General features: G+C 39.9%; 20 protein-coding genes. 17 read left to right on the forward strand and 3 right to left on the reverse strand.

From position 1 onward, the window contains the following. Positions 1-470 precede the first annotated feature (470 nt). The 6 genes from HMPREF1519_RS05935 to HMPREF1519_RS05960 all read left to right on the forward strand — a co-directional run bounded on the left by HMPREF1519_RS05935 (position 471) and on the right by HMPREF1519_RS05960 (position 6,546). A complete protein-coding gene (locus HMPREF1519_RS05935) occupies positions 471-710 on the forward strand; it encodes a GlsB/YeaQ/YmgE family stress response membrane protein (protein ID WP_014634177.1) in 240 nt (79 codons plus the stop codon). A gap of 256 nt (positions 711-966) precedes the next feature. Continuing rightward, the gene (locus HMPREF1519_RS05940; protein WP_002886207.1) at positions 967-1,170 is read left to right on the forward strand and encodes a CsbD family protein; all 204 of its coding nucleotides are present in this window, start codon (positions 967-969) and stop codon (positions 1,168-1,170) included. A 568-nt stretch (positions 1,171-1,738) separates the two neighbouring features. Next, complete coding sequence (gene lpdA / locus HMPREF1519_RS05945; protein WP_037611461.1) at positions 1,739-3,079, forward strand: dihydrolipoyl dehydrogenase; 1,341 nt, start codon at positions 1,739-1,741, stop codon at positions 3,077-3,079. 105 nt (positions 3,080-3,184) lie between these two features. Further along, entirely contained in the window at positions 3,185-4,258 is a 1,074-nt protein-coding gene (locus HMPREF1519_RS05950) for a thiamine pyrophosphate-dependent dehydrogenase E1 component subunit alpha (RefSeq protein ID WP_014634179.1), read from the forward strand. A gap of 16 nt (positions 4,259-4,274) precedes the next feature. Beyond that, a complete protein-coding gene (locus HMPREF1519_RS05955) occupies positions 4,275-5,306 on the forward strand; it encodes an alpha-ketoacid dehydrogenase subunit beta (RefSeq protein ID WP_004182823.1) in 1,032 nt (343 codons plus the stop codon). Between the two features lie 10 nt (positions 5,307-5,316). After that, positions 5,317-6,546, forward strand: a complete 1,230-nt coding sequence (locus tag HMPREF1519_RS05960) for a dihydrolipoamide acetyltransferase family protein (protein ID WP_022495954.1) — start codon at positions 5,317-5,319, stop codon at positions 6,544-6,546. Between the two features lie 179 nt (positions 6,547-6,725). Here HMPREF1519_RS05960 and HMPREF1519_RS05965 read toward each other — a convergent pair whose 3' ends face one another. Then, entirely contained in the window at positions 6,726-7,325 is a 600-nt protein-coding gene (locus tag HMPREF1519_RS05965) for a class I SAM-dependent methyltransferase (RefSeq protein ID WP_022495953.1), read from the reverse strand. A 155-nt stretch (positions 7,326-7,480) separates the two neighbouring features. On the opposite strand from HMPREF1519_RS05965, the gene HMPREF1519_RS05970 reads away from it, so the two are divergent. The 3 genes from HMPREF1519_RS05970 (at position 7,481) to HMPREF1519_RS05980 (ending at position 9,310) form a co-directional block, all read left to right on the forward strand. After that, the gene (locus HMPREF1519_RS05970) at positions 7,481-8,062 is read left to right on the forward strand and encodes a TetR/AcrR family transcriptional regulator (protein ID WP_022495952.1); all 582 of its coding nucleotides are present in this window, start codon (positions 7,481-7,483) and stop codon (positions 8,060-8,062) included. A gap of 96 nt (positions 8,063-8,158) precedes the next feature. Continuing rightward, positions 8,159-8,470, forward strand: a complete 312-nt coding sequence (locus tag HMPREF1519_RS05975; protein WP_022495951.1) for a hypothetical protein — start codon at positions 8,159-8,161, stop codon at positions 8,468-8,470. A 90-nt stretch (positions 8,471-8,560) separates the two neighbouring features. Continuing rightward, positions 8,561-9,310, forward strand: coding sequence for a CPBP family glutamic-type intramembrane protease (locus HMPREF1519_RS05980; protein ID WP_037611462.1), 750 nt, complete (start codon positions 8,561-8,563; stop codon positions 9,308-9,310). 246 nt (positions 9,311-9,556) lie between these two features. Here HMPREF1519_RS05980 and HMPREF1519_RS05985 read toward each other — a convergent pair whose 3' ends face one another. Continuing rightward, positions 9,557-9,754 carry a hypothetical protein gene (locus tag HMPREF1519_RS05985; protein ID WP_021144441.1) on the reverse strand — a complete coding sequence of 66 codons (198 nt, stop codon included), beginning with the start codon at positions 9,752-9,754 and terminating at the stop codon, positions 9,557-9,559. Between the two features lie 99 nt (positions 9,755-9,853). Then, positions 9,854-10,273, reverse strand: coding sequence for an SP_0198 family lipoprotein (locus HMPREF1519_RS05990; RefSeq protein WP_021144440.1), 420 nt, complete (start codon positions 10,271-10,273; stop codon positions 9,854-9,856). 174 nt (positions 10,274-10,447) lie between these two features. Here HMPREF1519_RS05990 and HMPREF1519_RS05995 point away from each other — a divergent pair, with 174 nt between their 5' ends. From HMPREF1519_RS05995 to HMPREF1519_RS06030, 8 genes are all read left to right on the forward strand, one after another. Next, positions 10,448-10,840, forward strand: a complete 393-nt coding sequence (locus HMPREF1519_RS05995) for a YbgA family protein (RefSeq protein ID WP_037611463.1) — start codon at positions 10,448-10,450, stop codon at positions 10,838-10,840. Continuing rightward, the gene (locus tag HMPREF1519_RS06000; RefSeq protein WP_037611464.1) at positions 10,837-11,199 is read left to right on the forward strand and encodes a TIGR02328 family protein; all 363 of its coding nucleotides are present in this window, start codon (positions 10,837-10,839) and stop codon (positions 11,197-11,199) included. Before HMPREF1519_RS05995 ends, HMPREF1519_RS06000 begins: the two co-directional genes overlap by 4 nt. Before the next feature lie 12 nt (positions 11,200-11,211). Then, positions 11,212-11,589, forward strand: a complete 378-nt coding sequence (locus HMPREF1519_RS06005; protein ID WP_021144437.1) for a hypothetical protein — start codon at positions 11,212-11,214, stop codon at positions 11,587-11,589. Positions 11,590-11,593: 4 nt separating this feature from the next. Beyond that, on the forward strand, positions 11,594-11,956 hold the full coding sequence (locus tag HMPREF1519_RS06010; protein ID WP_037611465.1) for a hypothetical protein: 363 nt from the start codon (positions 11,594-11,596) through the stop codon (positions 11,954-11,956). Between the two features lie 103 nt (positions 11,957-12,059). Next, positions 12,060-12,671 carry a CPBP family intramembrane glutamic endopeptidase gene (locus tag HMPREF1519_RS06015; RefSeq protein ID WP_037611466.1) on the forward strand — a complete coding sequence of 204 codons (612 nt, stop codon included), beginning with the start codon at positions 12,060-12,062 and terminating at the stop codon, positions 12,669-12,671. Between the two features lie 26 nt (positions 12,672-12,697). Continuing rightward, positions 12,698-13,339: a GDSL-type esterase/lipase family protein gene (locus HMPREF1519_RS06020; RefSeq protein ID WP_037611467.1), complete on the forward strand. Its 642-nt coding sequence runs from the start codon at positions 12,698-12,700 to the stop codon at positions 13,337-13,339. A gap of 95 nt (positions 13,340-13,434) precedes the next feature. Further along, positions 13,435-14,049, forward strand: a complete 615-nt coding sequence (locus HMPREF1519_RS06025; RefSeq protein ID WP_022495941.1) for a hypothetical protein — start codon at positions 13,435-13,437, stop codon at positions 14,047-14,049. 247 nt (positions 14,050-14,296) lie between these two features. Further along, complete coding sequence (locus HMPREF1519_RS06030) at positions 14,297-15,958, forward strand: SulP family inorganic anion transporter (protein ID WP_037611470.1); 1,662 nt, start codon at positions 14,297-14,299, stop codon at positions 15,956-15,958. Positions 15,959-16,003: the final 45 nt, after the last annotated feature.

Below are 16,003 nucleotides of genomic sequence, written 5' to 3' on the forward strand. Positions count from 1 at the left end.
GAAAACCGTGTAAGGGTTTACATGTCTCAATTATACATTTTATTTTTACTTTCGTCACTCGAACGTCTTAGGGCTATTTTCTTTTGTGGCTAAAATGCTAATCAATCATATGAATGTAGCAGTTTAATCAAACTTTTAATTCATAAATCAATCCATTTAGAGGAAGTCCTAATAATAGTAGAAGTATGTGTAGACTTTTAACAAAAAAATGAGATAAGAGAAATTGTAAAACCATACAAGCGATTGCAAAATCCCAGGATGGTTTTCATGTCTATTTTTGTGTAAGCGCAAACATTTTCATTGACTTATCAATTTGATTAACATATACTGTTATTAACAGGTATATACTAACATTAATCTTATGATTGTTAAGATTAATATAAAAAATGTTTTAGCTAAAATGTAACTCTTTAGATGGTTTGATTTTCCAAACAATCTAACTTTCCTCTATTTAGAAAGGGGGAGACATTATGCTTTGGGCTATTATTGTCGGAGGCTTTATAGGTTTTATTGCTGGTGGAATCACTAAAAAGGGAGGTTCCATGGGAATAATTGCCAATATCTTTGCAGGTTTAATTGGTTCATCTGTTGGACAGTCACTCTTCGGTTCTTGGGGACCTAGACTAGCTGGAATGGCCTTAATTCCATCAATTTTAGGGGCAGTTATTGTTGTTGCAGTAGTATCATTTTTCTTAGGAAAAAAAGAATAATTTTCAATATTTCGATAGGAAGACTCCAATCAACTAGCAAACTTAGTGCTGATAAATTTAAAAAGTGGTAAACATGGACTAGCTAATGGTTTATCAGCAAATAAAGATAACGTTAGTGAGGGTGTTCAAGCTGTTTATGACTCGACTTCAACACAAAAGCTATAATTTAACTTATCTTGTTATACTTAAAAATTTGAATGTATTATTGAAGAGCGTTCATATTTAACAATCTTTATGTCCAAAGGAGGATAAAATTATGTCAGTAGAAGAAAAACTCAACCAAGCTAAAGGCGCATTTAAAGAAGGTGTCGGAAAATTAACTGGTGATAAAAAAACAGAAAAAGAGGGTGCTGCTGAAAAAGCAGTCTCAAAAGTGAAAGAAGTTGCCGAAGATGCCAAAGATGCTGTTGAAGGCGCTATCGAAGGTGTGAAAAATATGATTAAAAAGGACGATAAATAATTAAATAGCCAATTGATTTTTCACATAAAAGCTACAAAAGCTACTCTACAAAAAAATAGAGTTGTCATATTCTACTCCTAATTACTCACTTATAAGATTACTTTCAAAATAACTACAAATCGATATTCTTATAATATTATTCAGTTGAAAAATCAACTTTCTTTAGATTAATTCAAATTCCTTTTTAACTCCATATACATATTCTTTCTAATAGTAAAAGCACTCTAATTTCTATAGTTTTATACAAGCTATAGACGCTAGAGTGTTTTTTATAACATTTTGAAGAATTATTTAATGATTAGGGGAGATTTGTATTTATCTAGTGTCTATAAAAATCAGCAAAGTATAAGTGCTGACGTCATCCCGAATAGGGAATGGCAAACGTTTGCATTACTTGTGAATATTTTCACTACCAAAACATCACATTTTCAGTGAATTACTTGATTTTCATAAGTATTAGTTTTATAATCAAAGTATAGAAAACGCTTTCAAAAACATCTCCGAGTTTTTGTCCTACTTGAAGTGGTTCGGCTAACAGCCGACTTCCATTCTAGAAAGGAGTATTGTTTTGAGTCAATGTGATATTCTCATTATAGGGGCAGGTCCTGGCGGTTATGTTGCTGCTGAAGAAGCTGCCCGTTTAGGTAAAAAGGTAACTGTCATTGAGAAAAACTCCATAGGTGGCACTTGTTTGAACGTTGGCTGTATCCCATCCAAAGCCTATCTTGAACATGCTCATTGGCTATTAGCTGCTAAAGAAGCCTCTCAGTATGGAGTAACAATTTTAAATGATAATCTTGATTTTCAAAAACTTGTTGCTCGCAAAGATCAAGTCGTAGCAACACTGCAGTCTGGTATTCAATCAAGTTTTAAACAATTAGGTATCACCTATATTGCAGGTGAGGCATCTTATATTTCTGATAAAACCTTCCAAGTTAATGGTGAAAGAGTCTCAGGTAAGTCTGTTATTTTGGCGACGGGGAGTCATCCATTTATTCCTCCTATTCCTGGTATTAACGATGTTGACTATTTGACAACAGATAGCTTTTTCAACTTAAAGGAACTTCCTCAACGTTTGGTTATCATTGGTGGGGGTATTATTTCCGTTGAGTTAGCTTTTGCTATGGCTCCACTAGGTGTGGATGTGACAGTAATAGAGGTTGCACCAACAATTTTGGCAACTGAAGATGACGAAGCACGTTCCATTATTAGAGAAAAGATGGAGCAACTTGGAATTACTATACTGGAAGGAGTTAGCATAGATAGAGTTGAAGAAAATGCTGTAATTCTAGCAAATGGCAAGTCCTACTCTTATGATAACTTACTTGTAGCAACAGGACGTAAGCCAAATATTGAGTTAGCCCAAATGATGGGCTTGGAGCTGACTGAAAAAGGTTTTATAAAGGTAGATAGTTATTACGAGTCATCTCAATCAGGTGTTTATGCGATTGGGGATTTGATTCCTGGATATATGTTAGCTCATGTTGCTAGTAGCGAGGGAATCAAAGCTGTTCGAGCCATTTGTCGTCAGGCTGAGGAACCGGTGGATAATTCAAGTGTTCCACGGTCGCTCTTTACAACGCCAGAGATTGCTTCTTTTGGCTTGTCAGAAGAGGAGGCGGTACAACAAGGATATGATGTATCAGTTGGTCAACTTCCTTATGTTTATAATGGTCGAGCAATTGCGTCTAATTCAGCAAAAGGTTTTGTTAAAATTGTCTCTGAAAAACGCTATCACCTACTATTAGGTGCCGTTATCGTTGGCCCACATGCAACTGATATTTTACAATCCTTGATTGTCTTGAAAGATGCTGAAGGAACACTTGATCAGCTTGATAAGACTATTTTTGCACATCCAACAATTTCTGAGTTGGTTCAGGAAGTTGCAAGACTGATTTTAAGGTCCTAAGCTCGATAGATAGGTTTAGTGTAGTCATTTTCATTTTTTCAAATTTATATATATGTCAATAATATTTGTTTTTTTATAAAGTTCTCTATAGAAGGAGGAAACAATATGACACATTATCAAGAATTGCCACAAGCCCTAATGAAAGAAAAACATCAGGGACAAACCTTAACCAAGGAAGAAGTTAAGGTTCAAACTGCCCATGATCTTGGTGTGGAAAATGTTTCAAAAGAAGAGGCTAAATCCATGTATAAGACTATGTGGGATATTCGAAATTTTGAAGAAAATGCACGACATTTCTTTTCAATCGGTCAAATTCCAGGATTTGTTCACCTTTACTCAGGTGAGGAAGCTATTGCGACTGGGGTATGTGCTAACCTGACTGATAAAGACTACATTACTAGCACACACCGAGGTCATGGACACTGTGTGGCTAAAGGCGGAGACCTTAAAAAAATGATGGCTGAAATCTTTGGTAAGTCTACAGGGCTTGGTAAAGGTAAGGGTGGCTCTATGCATATCGCTGACTTGGATAAAGGAATCCTTGGTGCTAACGGTATGGTAGGTGGAGGCTTTGGTCTTGCGACTGGTGCTGCTATGCGTAACAAATATCTAAAGACTGATGATGTTGCTGTATGTTTCTTTGGTGACGGTGCTGCCAACGAAGGTAATTTTCATGAGTGCTTAAACATGGCCTCTATTTGGAATCTACCTGTGGTATTTGTAAATGAAAATAACCTTTTTGCAGAATCAACACCACAATGGTACTCATCAGGTTCACCAACAATTGCTGAACGTGCACAAGCTTACAATATGCCTGGAGTTCGCGTTAATGGTAAGGACTTATTTGCTGTTTATCAAGTGGCTAAAGAGGCCATTGAACGTGCGCGTCGTGGAGATGGTCCAACGTTAATTGAAGCTATTACTTATCGTAACCATGGCCATTTCGAAGGAGATGAGCAAAAATACAAAGCACCAGATGGAATCGAAAAAGAATGGGCAGATGTGGATGCCTTGGAAGTATTTCGTGACCTTGTAACTGAAAAGGGTATCCTTAGCCAAGATGAATTGGATGAGATTGTTGCCCAATCACAAAAAGATGTTGAAGATGCAATCCACTTTGCTCAAGAGAGCCCAATTCCAAAAGAAGAAGCTCTCTACGAAGACGTATTTGCAGACTGATTGAGGAGGATTCATAATGACTAGAGAAACATTATTTATGAAAGCCATCAATGAAGGGCTCGATCAAGCCATGGAAAGAGACGAGCGAGTTGTTCTTCTAGGAGAGGATATCGCAGGTGGTGTTAATGTTGAACACTTAGAAAATAATAACGAGGATGCCTGGGGCGGTGTCATGGGTATCACACGAGGATTGATGCCGAAATATGGCAGGGAACGTGTTATTGATACTCCGATTTCTGAGCACGGCTATTTATCAGCTTCGGTGGGGATGGCGCTTACGGGACTAAGACCTGTACCAGAGTTGATGTTTAATGATTTTATTGGATTCTGTTTTGATGCCCTATTAGGACAGGCATCTAAGATGCGTTACATGTTTGGAGGAAAAGCTAAAGTTCCGATGGTTGTGCGTACTATGCACGGTGCGGGTGCTTCAGCTGCGGCTCAACACTCCGGCTCATATTACGGTCTCTTTGGATCTATTCCAGGTATTAAGGTAGTTGTTCCTGCTACACCATATGATGCTAAGGGTTTACTATTGGCGTCAATTGAAGATGATAATGTTGTTATTTTTTCTGAGGACAAAACCCTCTATGGCTTAAAAGGGGAAGTGCCAGAAGAATACTATACTGTACCAATTGGAAAGGCTGCCGTTCGTAGAGAAGGTAAGGATTTAACAATTGTGACAATTGGTAAGATGTTGTATGTAGCTTATGAGGTTGCAGATCGTTTAGCAAAAGACAACATTTCTGTAGAAGTGATTGATCTTCGTACAGTTGCTCCATGGGATGAAGAAACTGTGTTAAATTCCGTGAAGAAAACGGGTCGTTTGATTATTGTGGATGAGGCAAACCCACATAACAATACTGCAACTGATATTGCATCTGTAGTTTCAGATAAAGCTTTTGATTATCTTGATGGACCAGTGAAATGTGTTTGTGCACCAAATACTCCTGTTCCATTTGCGACAAACTTAGAACAAGCCTATATCCCGGATGCGGATAAGGTCTTGAAAGTAGCTGATGAATTGATTCAGGACTTGAAAGGATAGGAGGGCGCATATGGCAACAGAAATTTTAATGCCCAAGCTCGGACTAACCATGACTGAAGGACTCATTCAAAAGTGGTTGGTCCAAGTTGGTGATACAGTAACAAGTGGTCAGCCTTTATTGGAAATTAGTTCTGAAAAATTGACTAGTGAAGTCGAATCCCCTGCTTCTGGGGTTGTTCTAGACATTGTGCATGGTGAAGGTGCTACAGTTAAATGTAAAGAAGTTGTTGGATGGGTTGGCCAGGAAGGAGAAAATGTAGGAACCCAAGAAGCTCCTGCACAAGAGGAAGCTCCAACTGAAGTCGCTAAAGATCCAACACCGTCTAGTCCTAAATCTACTACAGCACCTATAGCTCGTACTAGTGGGGAACGAATTTTCATTACACCGGTGGCTCGTAAGATGGCTACTGAGAAAGGCTATGATATCTCCCTTATTAAAGGAACAGGTGGAAATGGTCGTATTACAAGACGTGATGTAGAATCTTACCAACCAAGTCTTGTTGCTGATAAGGTCGTTGAACCTCTAACACAAGCTATGGCCACAGGACAATACGGTGAGGGGCTCGAGGGCATGCGTAAGATTATTGCCGAACGTATGATGAACAGTCTTCATTCTTCTGCTCAAGTGACACTCCATCGTAAGGCTGATTTAACTGAGCTTTTGAAATTCCGTAAAGAACTTAAGGCCAAGGTACATACTCCACTTGAAAATGGTGAACTAGGTATCACAACTCTATTAACTAAAGCAGTAACCAAAGCTTTGAGAGATTTTCCAGCTTTGAATGCTTGGTATGGTGGCGGAATTCATAAGATTCACGAACGCATTCATATTGGTATGGCAACAGCTTTGGATGATGGTCTGGTTGTTCCAGTTATTCGAGATGCAGACCGTATGACCTTAGCAGATCTTGGTCAAAGTATTAAGACTTTGGCTAATCAAGCTCGAAAAGGTACACTTGCATCTGACCTATATAGTGGTTCTACTTTCTCAATTACGAACCTAGGGGGGCCAGGTGTAGAATACTTCACACCAATCCTTAATTCCCCAGAGGTGGCAATCCTTGGTGTAGGAGCAACTCAACAAGCTTTAGCATTTAATGAGGAGGGAGAGGTTGTTCAAAAAGACTATCTTCCATTGAGTCTGAGCTTCGACCATCAAGTCATCGATGGCCTTCCAGCTGCTGAATTTTTAGCAAGAGTTGTTTCTTATCTTGAAGATCCTTATCTCCTTATCTTCTAACAGAAGTATCCATTTGTAAGATGCAATTGTGGACGAATAGGACTTACTAGAGGTATAAAAGTAAAGTAATTGTTGATCTTCCGCAACCTAGTATGAAGAGAAGACTAAATTAGTCTTCTCTTTGTGTTTTGCTAGGGTTGAGACATTAGATTTGATTAAGGAGTTTTTTATTAAATTTCCTAATCACTCTTAGTGACAACATACACAACCCATTTGTAATTTTGCTTTTCTTCAATCTTTGAAAAGCCAATGCTTGTTAACAACTGCCTCAATTCATGGCTTGTCCCATAATCTGTCATATGATATTTTATTTTTTCTTTTTCGGAAGCAATAATCAAAGTGGAAGGGTTGGACATGACTCTATAGATTTCCTGAAAACTCTGTTTTAAATCCTCCCAGAAAATATGTGTCTGGATGGCAAATACCAAATCAAAATCAAAATCATTATTTTGGTAGGGAAGGTTTGCTACATTGCCAATCCGCAGCTTAACACTTCCGTTTTCTATAGCATCTGAGTGAACTCGTCTAGCAGTTTGATAAGACTCCTTAGAAATATCAATACCATGAATGTCAAGATTTTTATCTAACTCAAGAAGGTTTTTAATAGTGCTGCCACCGCCATAGCCGATTTCTAAAATCCGACTATTGTTGGGGATAGTGGTTTGTTTGATTGCCCAAAGGCTGAGTTCCTTGAAATAGGACGACCAGATGTTGGTAATCAATCGACCGACAAGACCACTCGGTTTTCTAGATTGCTTTATAAGATATTGAATGAGCATGGTCCCTCCCATTTTTGAAAATAAAGTTTGAAATATAGATTATTAAAATTCAAACTTCATTATAGAGAAAGCTAGTAAGAATAGCAAGGAAAAATGAAATATATGAATAAATATTTCAAACTTATGCTACAATTGGTAATAACAGAGGTGTTCACATGAATCAATATCAAAAGACGACTGAGAAAAAGAAGCAAGCGATTGTTCAAGCAGCTTTGCGTTTGTTTAAAGACAAAGGTTTTAAGGAAACTAGTATAAAATCTATTGCAGAGGCAGCAGAAGTATCTCCTGTTTCTATCTACAATTATTTCGGGAGTAAAGATAATTTGGTAGCTCTCTGTGTTAATGACTTGTTTGAAGAAATCACACAGCAAGCTGAGGATATTTTAAAGAGCAATCTAGATTTTAAAACAAAATTAAACCAGGCTTTTTCCCTATGTCAGGAGAAAATGAGTCAGCAAATCTCGGAATATTTTCAAGATAAATTGGTGAAAGAACCTACTTTTTCAACTCTCTTAGCGAAAGCAATCACTGTAAAAAAACGTGATATCTATCGTGCTTATATTGAGCTAGGAAAAGAAGAGGGCCTTATTGCTGAAGACCTATCGACAGAGCTTATCTTAAATGTCATGGATGCTCTTAATGGTATGGGAAATCAATTAGCCCATAGTGACATTTTAGAGACAGAAGTTGAGCAAATACATTCAATTTTTTTGTACGGTATTTTTGGTCAAAAATGAAGCTACCATTCACGTCTTGTCCATCAATCCCAATCAGTTGTATATTCTCATGCAGGGGTGTAAAATCTACTATATAAAGATAAAGAGGAATAAGTAATGGATTTAAAAGATTTTACTGAAACAGAACAAAAGCAAATCGAAAAAGGTTTGAGTACTGCCGAGATTTCTGACAAGGAAGCTGCTAAGAAGTTGCTTGCTCTCGTACCGCAAGAATGGATTAAACGCATTCCTTTCTTTGTCAGAGGGCATGCGACGACCAAGACGGTGGAGCGTGTAGCCAAGCAATATCCTGAACTCTACGCAGTAGCCAAACGCCAAGGGGACATTCCTGAAAAAGAGAGCGAAGAGTTGCGTAAAATCATGACAGGCATCTTTGAAGAAAAAATGAACAGACACAAGATTAAGTAAGATTTATAAAGATTGTGAACAATGCCATCTTTGGGTTGATGCAGATTAGGGTGCGATCTATCTGATTTATCATACCGTTACGGAGGAAAAATGAGCAAATTTATTTCAAAACAATCAGTCGCTATCTGGTATGCACTGTCTGCCCTTCTTGCTACATTTATAGTAGGGCAAGTTATCCTTTGCTTTTTCCCAGATAGGAGTAGTATGGGGGCCTCTCTACTGTTTATCCTAATGAACTTAATTCCCCTGATTATGGCGGCTATCTTTTCTCTTGTGTTGAGTGAAGTCAAATCTTTGGGCGATTTTTTCAAAAAAGTTTTTCTTCAAAAAGAAAGTCCCCTGTCCTGGATTCTAGCTATCTTCATTCCAGTCATCTATTATGGGATTTCAATCCTGCTCATTAATGTTCGCTTTACTGGGAACTCCCTCTTAGCCTTCTTCCTATATCTCCCCTGGACCTTTTTATATGGCGGTCTAGAAGAAGTCGGTTGGCGTTGGTTTTTACAAGATCATCTTTACTTTAGTAAGCACTTTATATCTAAAATGATGGTTCTTTCCATTGTCTGGTTCCTCTGGCATATCCCTATCTATCAACTTCCTTGGATTACAGCAGGTTCGTCCAACTATCTCATCTTTTACCTGATGATTTTAGGGAATACCTTTCTTTTGGGAGCTCTCAAAGAGTACTCGAAAGGAGCTGTTCCTTGTATCCTAGCTCATATGCTGATCGATAGTCTGGCTGTCCTTATGCTGGTTCAGAGTTCACTCACTCAGATTATCCTTCTGGTTATTTTCGAAATCCTAGTATCCTCTTGGCTAGTGGCTATGAGAAAATCATAGAAATAGACTTTAACCTCTCACTGAATTTCGGTGGGAGCTTTTCTTTCCTATTTGTTGAGATAATGACATAGTGTCATTTTTAGGAGGTGACTCGTTTGACTTCATCATCTAAAGACTGAAAAAGAAGGCCAAGAGCTACGTAAAATCATGACAGCTATCTTTGAAGAAAAAATGGATAAACACAAGATTAAGTAATGTTGTATGAAAAGAGGTATAAGTCCGTAAACTTATACCTCTTTCTTATCTTTACTTCTTATTTGATTTGGATAGATTAATGGCAACCATTGTCGCACACAAGAAAAAGGCTGCTAGTAACCCTTTTGTAGAAGTAGTCATGAAAGGTTTATCAAAGACATAATAGTTATAGACAGCAAATCCCAGTCCAATAAGAGTTACAATAATCGACACAACAAATAGAGTCACCCATAATCTTCTTTGAGTCATCGTCAACCTCCTCTTTGTATCCGTTTTCTTTCTGCCTATAGTATAACATAAAAAACCTTAGCTAAATTCCAGAGAGTAGTTTGGCTAAGGTTTTTCATTTTATTTCATCAAGACAACCGTATCATTTGGATCATGGTCGTCATCTTCAATAGTCAGTTGATTACCATCGAGTTTATAGTATTTGGTGTCGTCACCGATTGTCAGACTTTGATTGTCAGAGTTAACTGTTACAGGCTTGCTTTCCTTCTCGCCATCTGCCTCGTCCTCTTCCCAAGTTCCAGTATTTCCAGAGATGGTAAGAGTAATGCGATCATTTTCGTCAGTCCCTTTATAGGTGCCATCTAGCCCTTCAGTTTGTTTAGAGGCTTCAGAACTTTGTGAAGATGAAACCTTACTTGAACTTTGTTGGGTGCTAGCAGAGCTTTCAGGTGTTTGAGCTTTCTGGTTTGAGCAGGCTGCTAAAAGACCAAGAACTGCCATAGAGGCAAGAGAAAGTGTGAGTTTTTTGGACAATGTCATAGGCTTGTCTCCTTTCTTTGATATCTTAAGTATAGCAAACGCTTACAAACGAACCAAGCAAAAAACCTTTTCTGAAAATGCTTGAAAATCACTCTTTCGGATTCTTAAAAGCATAATCTATTATCCCTATTTAAACTATGCTATACTGATAAAAAGCAAGAAGGAAGGTTCCTAATGATAACTACCAATCCACGTCGCCAGTGCGAGCGACTTTGGGCAGCCAATAAGTATCTGGTGCTCAGCCATTCGAACAAGATTTACTTAGAAATCCGTAACTATCTCAAGAATGATGAGGTTAGTTTGAATCAGGTTCAAGCTTATATTGATCAAGCGCTTGACCTTCCTGAAAATCCTGGTCAGGTCGTCAATGCCTTTCAACATATCTGGGGGTATTTTAAGAAAAAGGCGACTGCCAGCGAAAAGGAAAAGTTTATGGCCCAACTGGATAGCTATGCAGCAGGTCAAATTCCTCAGACGTGTTTAGTGGAATCCGTCAAAGAGCTCCTCAGCAAGTATCCTAATCGTTATCTGGAGGAGTCAACCTTAATTAATGGGGGTTCAAAATGAGACTGTGGCATCAAGACTTGATTGCAAAACTACCCCGTCAGCAATTATTAGGACAACACCGAGAATGTTGTGCCCTTCGTGGCAAGGGGTGGCAACGCAAACATGCGACGGTTAACTATGTTTTTGATTATTCTCCATATCGCCTGTTTAGATACCATGAGCTTATTATGCAAGAAATGACGAAACGTGGCTATCTTGTAAGCCCTGAGTGGTTAGACAAGGAGTATCGAGGCAAGCAGATGTCAGCCTACGATAGGCTTGAAGTGGAGACATTACCAACCATCATTTACCCAGAGCACGATGCCGCCTATTTACAGGAATGTCTGGACAATCTCAAGCAAAAAGGAATCATCATCTAAAGGAGGAAAACGATGCATTTATTTAATTGGCTAGTACCTAAAAAGAAAGCAGTAGAAGGCCTTGTCATGCGTATATCTACAGCTGATCAGGTAGACTATGCGACGATTACAGACCCAAGTGACAGTGATATCTGGGATGCCTTGGTGCAACTCACAGCATCCTACGATAGTCTCTATCTTACCTATGGCGATAAAAAGTCAAGGAGCTTTATCTTTGTTGAATACGAGGATGACCAGTATCGTTTGGAACACGACACACCCGAGCTAGGACTAAACTTGACCAATGTCGCGCGTGTATCCCAACAAGTTGCCAGAGACATCCTTATTCGCTTTTCTAAAGAGCACACAGTGATTTTGGATGACCATTGGAAGCAAGAGAAAGTAAGGTAGTCCTATGGCACACCTTACCCCAGAAACCAGACGAAAATGGCGAAAAGCTTTGTGCTTAATTATCGAAATCATTTGTCTGGTTCATTTTGCAATCATTGTCCCTCGTGACCGAGTCTTTACGCCTGAAAAATGGGTCCAAACACCAGCTCCCATGCGACACAAACTCATGTGGAGTTTTCACCGTCAGTATCAGCTTGAGGGCATGACGAGAGAAGAAGTGGAGAAGCTCTTGGGGAAGGGTGATGACCTTCAAGGAAGTGTTGAGTACAAGCTGAAGGACGATTGGATTGGTGGCTGGCGTGTTTACCATATTGACTATAAACAGGACCGTGTGATTCGTGCCAAAGAAACCTGGCAAGATTGGTGAGAATGAGCTTTCTCTTCCACTAAAAGTAGTATAATGAAAATGTAGAGGTATACGCTTTCAAAAGATAAAAACTGTCTTTTGACTAGAAGAGGAGGACAAACTTATGACCCTATTTATGTCTAAACTGATGAGCGGTATTGTGGAACTGCTTATAGTCTCTGTCATTCCTTTTATCACCTGGTTAATTTGGAGCAGGAAAAAGGTCGGTTTCTTTGACTGGATTGGGTTGAAGAAAGTTGAGAGTCAGAAGATGAGGCGATTACTACTGACCATTTTAGGTATTAGTCTACTTTTTCTTCTTTTTTCGATTGTGGTCTTTAGTTGGTTCGACTCTAGCAAAACGACCACAGCAGCTTTTTCTGGAAAGGGAATTGGAGCCCTTCCAGCCATCTTGGCCTACGCTATCTTAGGGACTGCCTTGCCAGAAGAAATCTTCTTTAGAGGTTTTCTTTTGAAAAGGCTACAAGGAAAACTAGGATTCCTAGGGGCCAATCTGCTTCAGTCTCTCTTATTTGGCCTCATCCATGCACTTATGTTTATCCAATTAACTGGTTACCTAAAAGCTTTTGCTATCATGGCCTTTATCAGTCTCATCGCTTACGTTTTTGGTGCTATCAATGAGAAAAAAGCAAGTGGCTCTATCCTTCCCAGTGTCTTTATCCACGCCTTGGCCAATACGGTTGTAGGGCTTCTCTTTGCCTTCTCCTTCATTTAGATAAAGTTATATAGAAGAAAGTTATCATGGATGAATTAAAAGAAATCAAACTTAAAAATTATCAGTACTTAAATGAGGTTGCCATCAAGGGGGAGACGCTCTTCACAGGTTCATCTCTCATGGAGCTTTTTCCAATTTGTGAAATCGCTAGGAGTAGAGGTGTAGATGATATCATCTACAATCGAGGCATCAGCGGCCTGAATACGGATGAGTTTCTTCAGCATATCCATCCCCTACTTTTGGATCTGCAACCGAGCAAGGTATTTATCAATATCGGTACCAATGACATGACCGAGGAGCCTTATGGAGACCAATGGTTCCACCATATGACAGCAAACATCAGGCAGATTCTGGAGCAAACACAAGCTGTCTTACCTCATACCAAGATTTACCTCATGTCTTTTTACCCAGCCAATCTTCATCTGCCTTGGCAGACACCAGCATCTATTCAGTGGATGAAACTGCGGACACCTGAAAATCTTGACCGTTGCAACCAGGCTCTTGAGGAAATTGCCCAAACCCATGGTTGCCACTTTATTAATTGTAATGCTGAGCTGGTCAATGATAGGAAAGAGCAGAAGACTGAGCACACCTATGACGGTGTCCACCTTTATGCCAATGCTTACTTAAAAGTCTATGAGGCTCTCGAACCCTACCTCTTGCATTAAGAAAATATGAGAGAATTTCCAGTTCTTACTCGCTTTTTTTCCTTGATTACAGTACAATAGACGTCAAAAGTGAAAAATTGAAATGAGGTATCCCTATGTGGAAATGGTTTAAACGGCTCATTGTCCTCGTCATTGTGCTCTTTTTTGCAGTGGCGGCTCTACTCATTCCGGACAAAATTGACAGTCAGGACCAATTAAAAAATGTATCAACGCAAACATCCCTTGCAGATTTAGCCCAGGCTGGTATTGGTGGGGCGTCCCTTTCATCAGGTGGGGTTTCAACTGAGATTAATCTTGATAGTAATCAGTTTCGTCAAATCCTAAAAGCAAGCATGGCTGATTCTAATGACGAGACCTTGCAAAACAGTAGCGTAGAGTTGAATGATTCCTATCTAACAGCTAAGGTTCCCGTATCTCTTGGGCCTATCGGATCAACATTTAGCCTTGATTTCACGGTCAGCACTAACAAGGAAGTCATCCTACTAGACTTGGCAGGTGCCCACCTGGGTCGCCTTCCTGTACCTAAATCGCTGGTTCTGCCTTACCTCAAGAAGAGTATTGCCCAGTCAAGCAGTGGGGTTCGCATGGTTAACAATCAGATTCAGCTCAAACTTCCTGAAATCGGCTACGAAATTGAGCAAGCCACTGTGACCAACAGCAAGATGAAGGTCAAGCTTAACATTCCGATTTCCTTACCAACCAGTTGGTAATGTAAGAGAAATCTATCAATCCATGATAAGTTAAAACAAGTCCATAGTCTGGACTTGTTTTTTGATGCCTTCATTTCTAAACTAAGAAAGTAAAAAAATTCTTGAAATAATACGTTTACATCTCCCAATCCCCTAGAAAATGGGGATTTCCTGTGCTATCATAAGACTGTAAAAATGATAAGCGTCTGACACTCATTGAAAAAAGAGTTAAGTCAAAGAGTTTTAGGATAGTAGTTAGGAGGAACAAATGGACGCTTTAAAATATATCACACCCAAATTTTTCACCACCATCAAGGATTATTCCAAGGGACAGTTCATCAAGGACCTGATTGCAGGAGTTATCGTGGCTATCATTGCCCTGCCCTTGTCGATTGCCCTAGCGATTGCCTCTGGTGTTAATCCCGAACAAGGTCTTTACACAGCAGTGGTTGCAGGCTTTTTTATTTCCTTTTTAGGAGGTAGTCGGGTTCAGATTGGTGGACCTACCGCAGCCTTCGTTGTCATCATCTATGGCATCATCGCCCAGTATGGCATGGCGGGTCTGACTGTTGCCACGCTCATGGCGGGACTCATGCTTATTATCATGGGGCTCCTGCGTTTTGGCGACCTGATTAAATTCATTCCCAAAACCATCACACTTGGCTTTACCTTGGGGATTGCCATTGGGATTGTGGCTGGACAGATTAAGGATTTTCTAGGCCTTGAGATGAAGTCCGTGCCAGCTGAGTTTCTGGAAAAGATGATTGCCTATGGAGAGCATCTTTCGAGTATTAGTTGGGCGACCCTAGCTATCGGTATTTTGGCCCTGCTCATTCAAATCTTTTGGCCACGCCTTTCTCAGAAAATTCCGGGTTCTCTGGTTGCTATCTTTGTGACCACAGCTATCGTTGCTTTTGGTCATCTCCCCGTCAAAACCATTGGTGACCTTTACACCATCAAGGCGGGACTTCCAAGTTTAACGGTTCCTGACCTATCATTTTCTTTGATTCGTCAAATGATTTCGCCAGCCTTCACCATTGCCATACTAGCAGCTATCGAATCGCTCCTTTCTTGTGTGGTTTCAGATGGCATGATTGGTGGTAATCACCGTTCTAATGCAGAATTGGTCGGCCAAGGTGTCGGGAATATCATGTCAGCCCTCTTTGGCGGGATTCCGGCAACGGGTGCTATTGCCCGTACCGCAGCCAACGTCAAAAATGGCGGACGAACACCAGTAGCAGGTATGGTTCATGCCTTCACCCTGCTTCTGATTTTACTCTTCCTCATGCCTTACGCCTCATTGATTCCTATGACCTGTCTGGCCTCAATCCTTATGATTGTCGGTTATAACATGAGTGGTTGGCGTACAGTTGGTCGTATGATCAAACGTGCCCCTAAGAGTGATGTGGCGGTCCTGCTAGTGACCTTTATCTTAACCGTTTTCTTTGACCTAGTGGTTGCCATCGAATTTGGTATGGTCCTAGCAGCCTTCCTCTTTCTCAAACGCATGTCCGACGTGGCTCAAATCCGTCAGTGGGTGGACAAGGAAAATCTGGACGATCCAGTTTTGTCTGAGGATAGCGACTTGAAGCAAGTTCCTAAAAATGCTGTCGTCTATGAGGTTTTTGGTGCCCTCTTCTTTGGTGCAGCCAATAACTTCTTGAATGTGATTAATGATGAAACTAAGAATGTTCTCATCCTACGCATGCGAAACGTTCCAGCCATGGATATCTCAGGCCTAGATGCCCTTGAAGAAACCCTGGCTATCTGCCAAAAACGTGGCATGACCTTGCTTCTTTCTCACGTTAATGCTCAACCCTACAGAGTTCTTGAAAAATCTGGCTTTATCCAAACTATTGGACCAGACCATATCTGCGAGTCGACCGACCAAGCCCTTGAAAAAGCAGCAGCCCTAGCACAAGAAGCCTAGACAAAAGTTTTTAATACAAGAAGAAAAAGCCAGTTCAACTGAACT

This window comes from Streptococcus sp. SR4, assembly GCF_000517725.1.
In the GTDB taxonomy this organism is placed as follows: domain Bacteria; phylum Bacillota; class Bacilli; order Lactobacillales; family Streptococcaceae; genus Streptococcus; species Streptococcus salivarius_F.

Excerpts from the sequence above, each read along its gene's own strand:
- HMPREF1519_RS05935 (WP_014634177.1), top strand. The coding sequence starts at position 471 with ATGCTTTGGGCTATTATTGTCGGAGGCTTTATAGGTTTTATTGCTGGT.
- HMPREF1519_RS05940 (WP_002886207.1), top strand. The coding sequence starts at position 967 with ATGTCAGTAGAAGAAAAACTCAACCAAGCTAAAGGCGCATTTAAAGAA.
- HMPREF1519_RS05950 (WP_014634179.1), top strand. The coding sequence starts at position 3,185 with ATGACACATTATCAAGAATTGCCACAAGCCCTAATGAAAGAAAAACAT.
- HMPREF1519_RS05955 (WP_004182823.1), top strand. The coding sequence starts at position 4,275 with ATGACTAGAGAAACATTATTTATGAAAGCCATCAATGAAGGGCTCGAT.
- HMPREF1519_RS05960 (WP_022495954.1), top strand. The coding sequence starts at position 5,317 with ATGGCAACAGAAATTTTAATGCCCAAGCTCGGACTAACCATGACTGAA.
- HMPREF1519_RS05965 (WP_022495953.1), bottom strand. The coding sequence starts at position 7,325 with ATGCTCATTCAATATCTTATAAAGCAATCTAGAAAACCGAGTGGTCTT.
- HMPREF1519_RS05970 (WP_022495952.1), top strand. The coding sequence starts at position 7,481 with ATGAATCAATATCAAAAGACGACTGAGAAAAAGAAGCAAGCGATTGTT.
- HMPREF1519_RS05975 (WP_022495951.1), top strand. The coding sequence starts at position 8,159 with ATGGATTTAAAAGATTTTACTGAAACAGAACAAAAGCAAATCGAAAAA.
- HMPREF1519_RS05980 (WP_037611462.1), top strand. The coding sequence starts at position 8,561 with ATGAGCAAATTTATTTCAAAACAATCAGTCGCTATCTGGTATGCACTG.
- HMPREF1519_RS05985 (WP_021144441.1), bottom strand. The coding sequence starts at position 9,754 with ATGACTCAAAGAAGATTATGGGTGACTCTATTTGTTGTGTCGATTATT.
- HMPREF1519_RS05990 (WP_021144440.1), bottom strand. The coding sequence starts at position 10,273 with ATGACATTGTCCAAAAAACTCACACTTTCTCTTGCCTCTATGGCAGTT.
- HMPREF1519_RS05995 (WP_037611463.1), top strand. The coding sequence starts at position 10,448 with ATGATAACTACCAATCCACGTCGCCAGTGCGAGCGACTTTGGGCAGCC.
- HMPREF1519_RS06000 (WP_037611464.1), top strand. The coding sequence starts at position 10,837 with ATGAGACTGTGGCATCAAGACTTGATTGCAAAACTACCCCGTCAGCAA.
- HMPREF1519_RS06005 (WP_021144437.1), top strand. The coding sequence starts at position 11,212 with ATGCATTTATTTAATTGGCTAGTACCTAAAAAGAAAGCAGTAGAAGGC.
- HMPREF1519_RS06010 (WP_037611465.1), top strand. The coding sequence starts at position 11,594 with ATGGCACACCTTACCCCAGAAACCAGACGAAAATGGCGAAAAGCTTTG.
- HMPREF1519_RS06015 (WP_037611466.1), top strand. The coding sequence starts at position 12,060 with ATGACCCTATTTATGTCTAAACTGATGAGCGGTATTGTGGAACTGCTT.
- HMPREF1519_RS06020 (WP_037611467.1), top strand. The coding sequence starts at position 12,698 with ATGGATGAATTAAAAGAAATCAAACTTAAAAATTATCAGTACTTAAAT.
- HMPREF1519_RS06025 (WP_022495941.1), top strand. The coding sequence starts at position 13,435 with ATGTGGAAATGGTTTAAACGGCTCATTGTCCTCGTCATTGTGCTCTTT.
- HMPREF1519_RS06030 (WP_037611470.1), top strand. The coding sequence starts at position 14,297 with ATGGACGCTTTAAAATATATCACACCCAAATTTTTCACCACCATCAAG.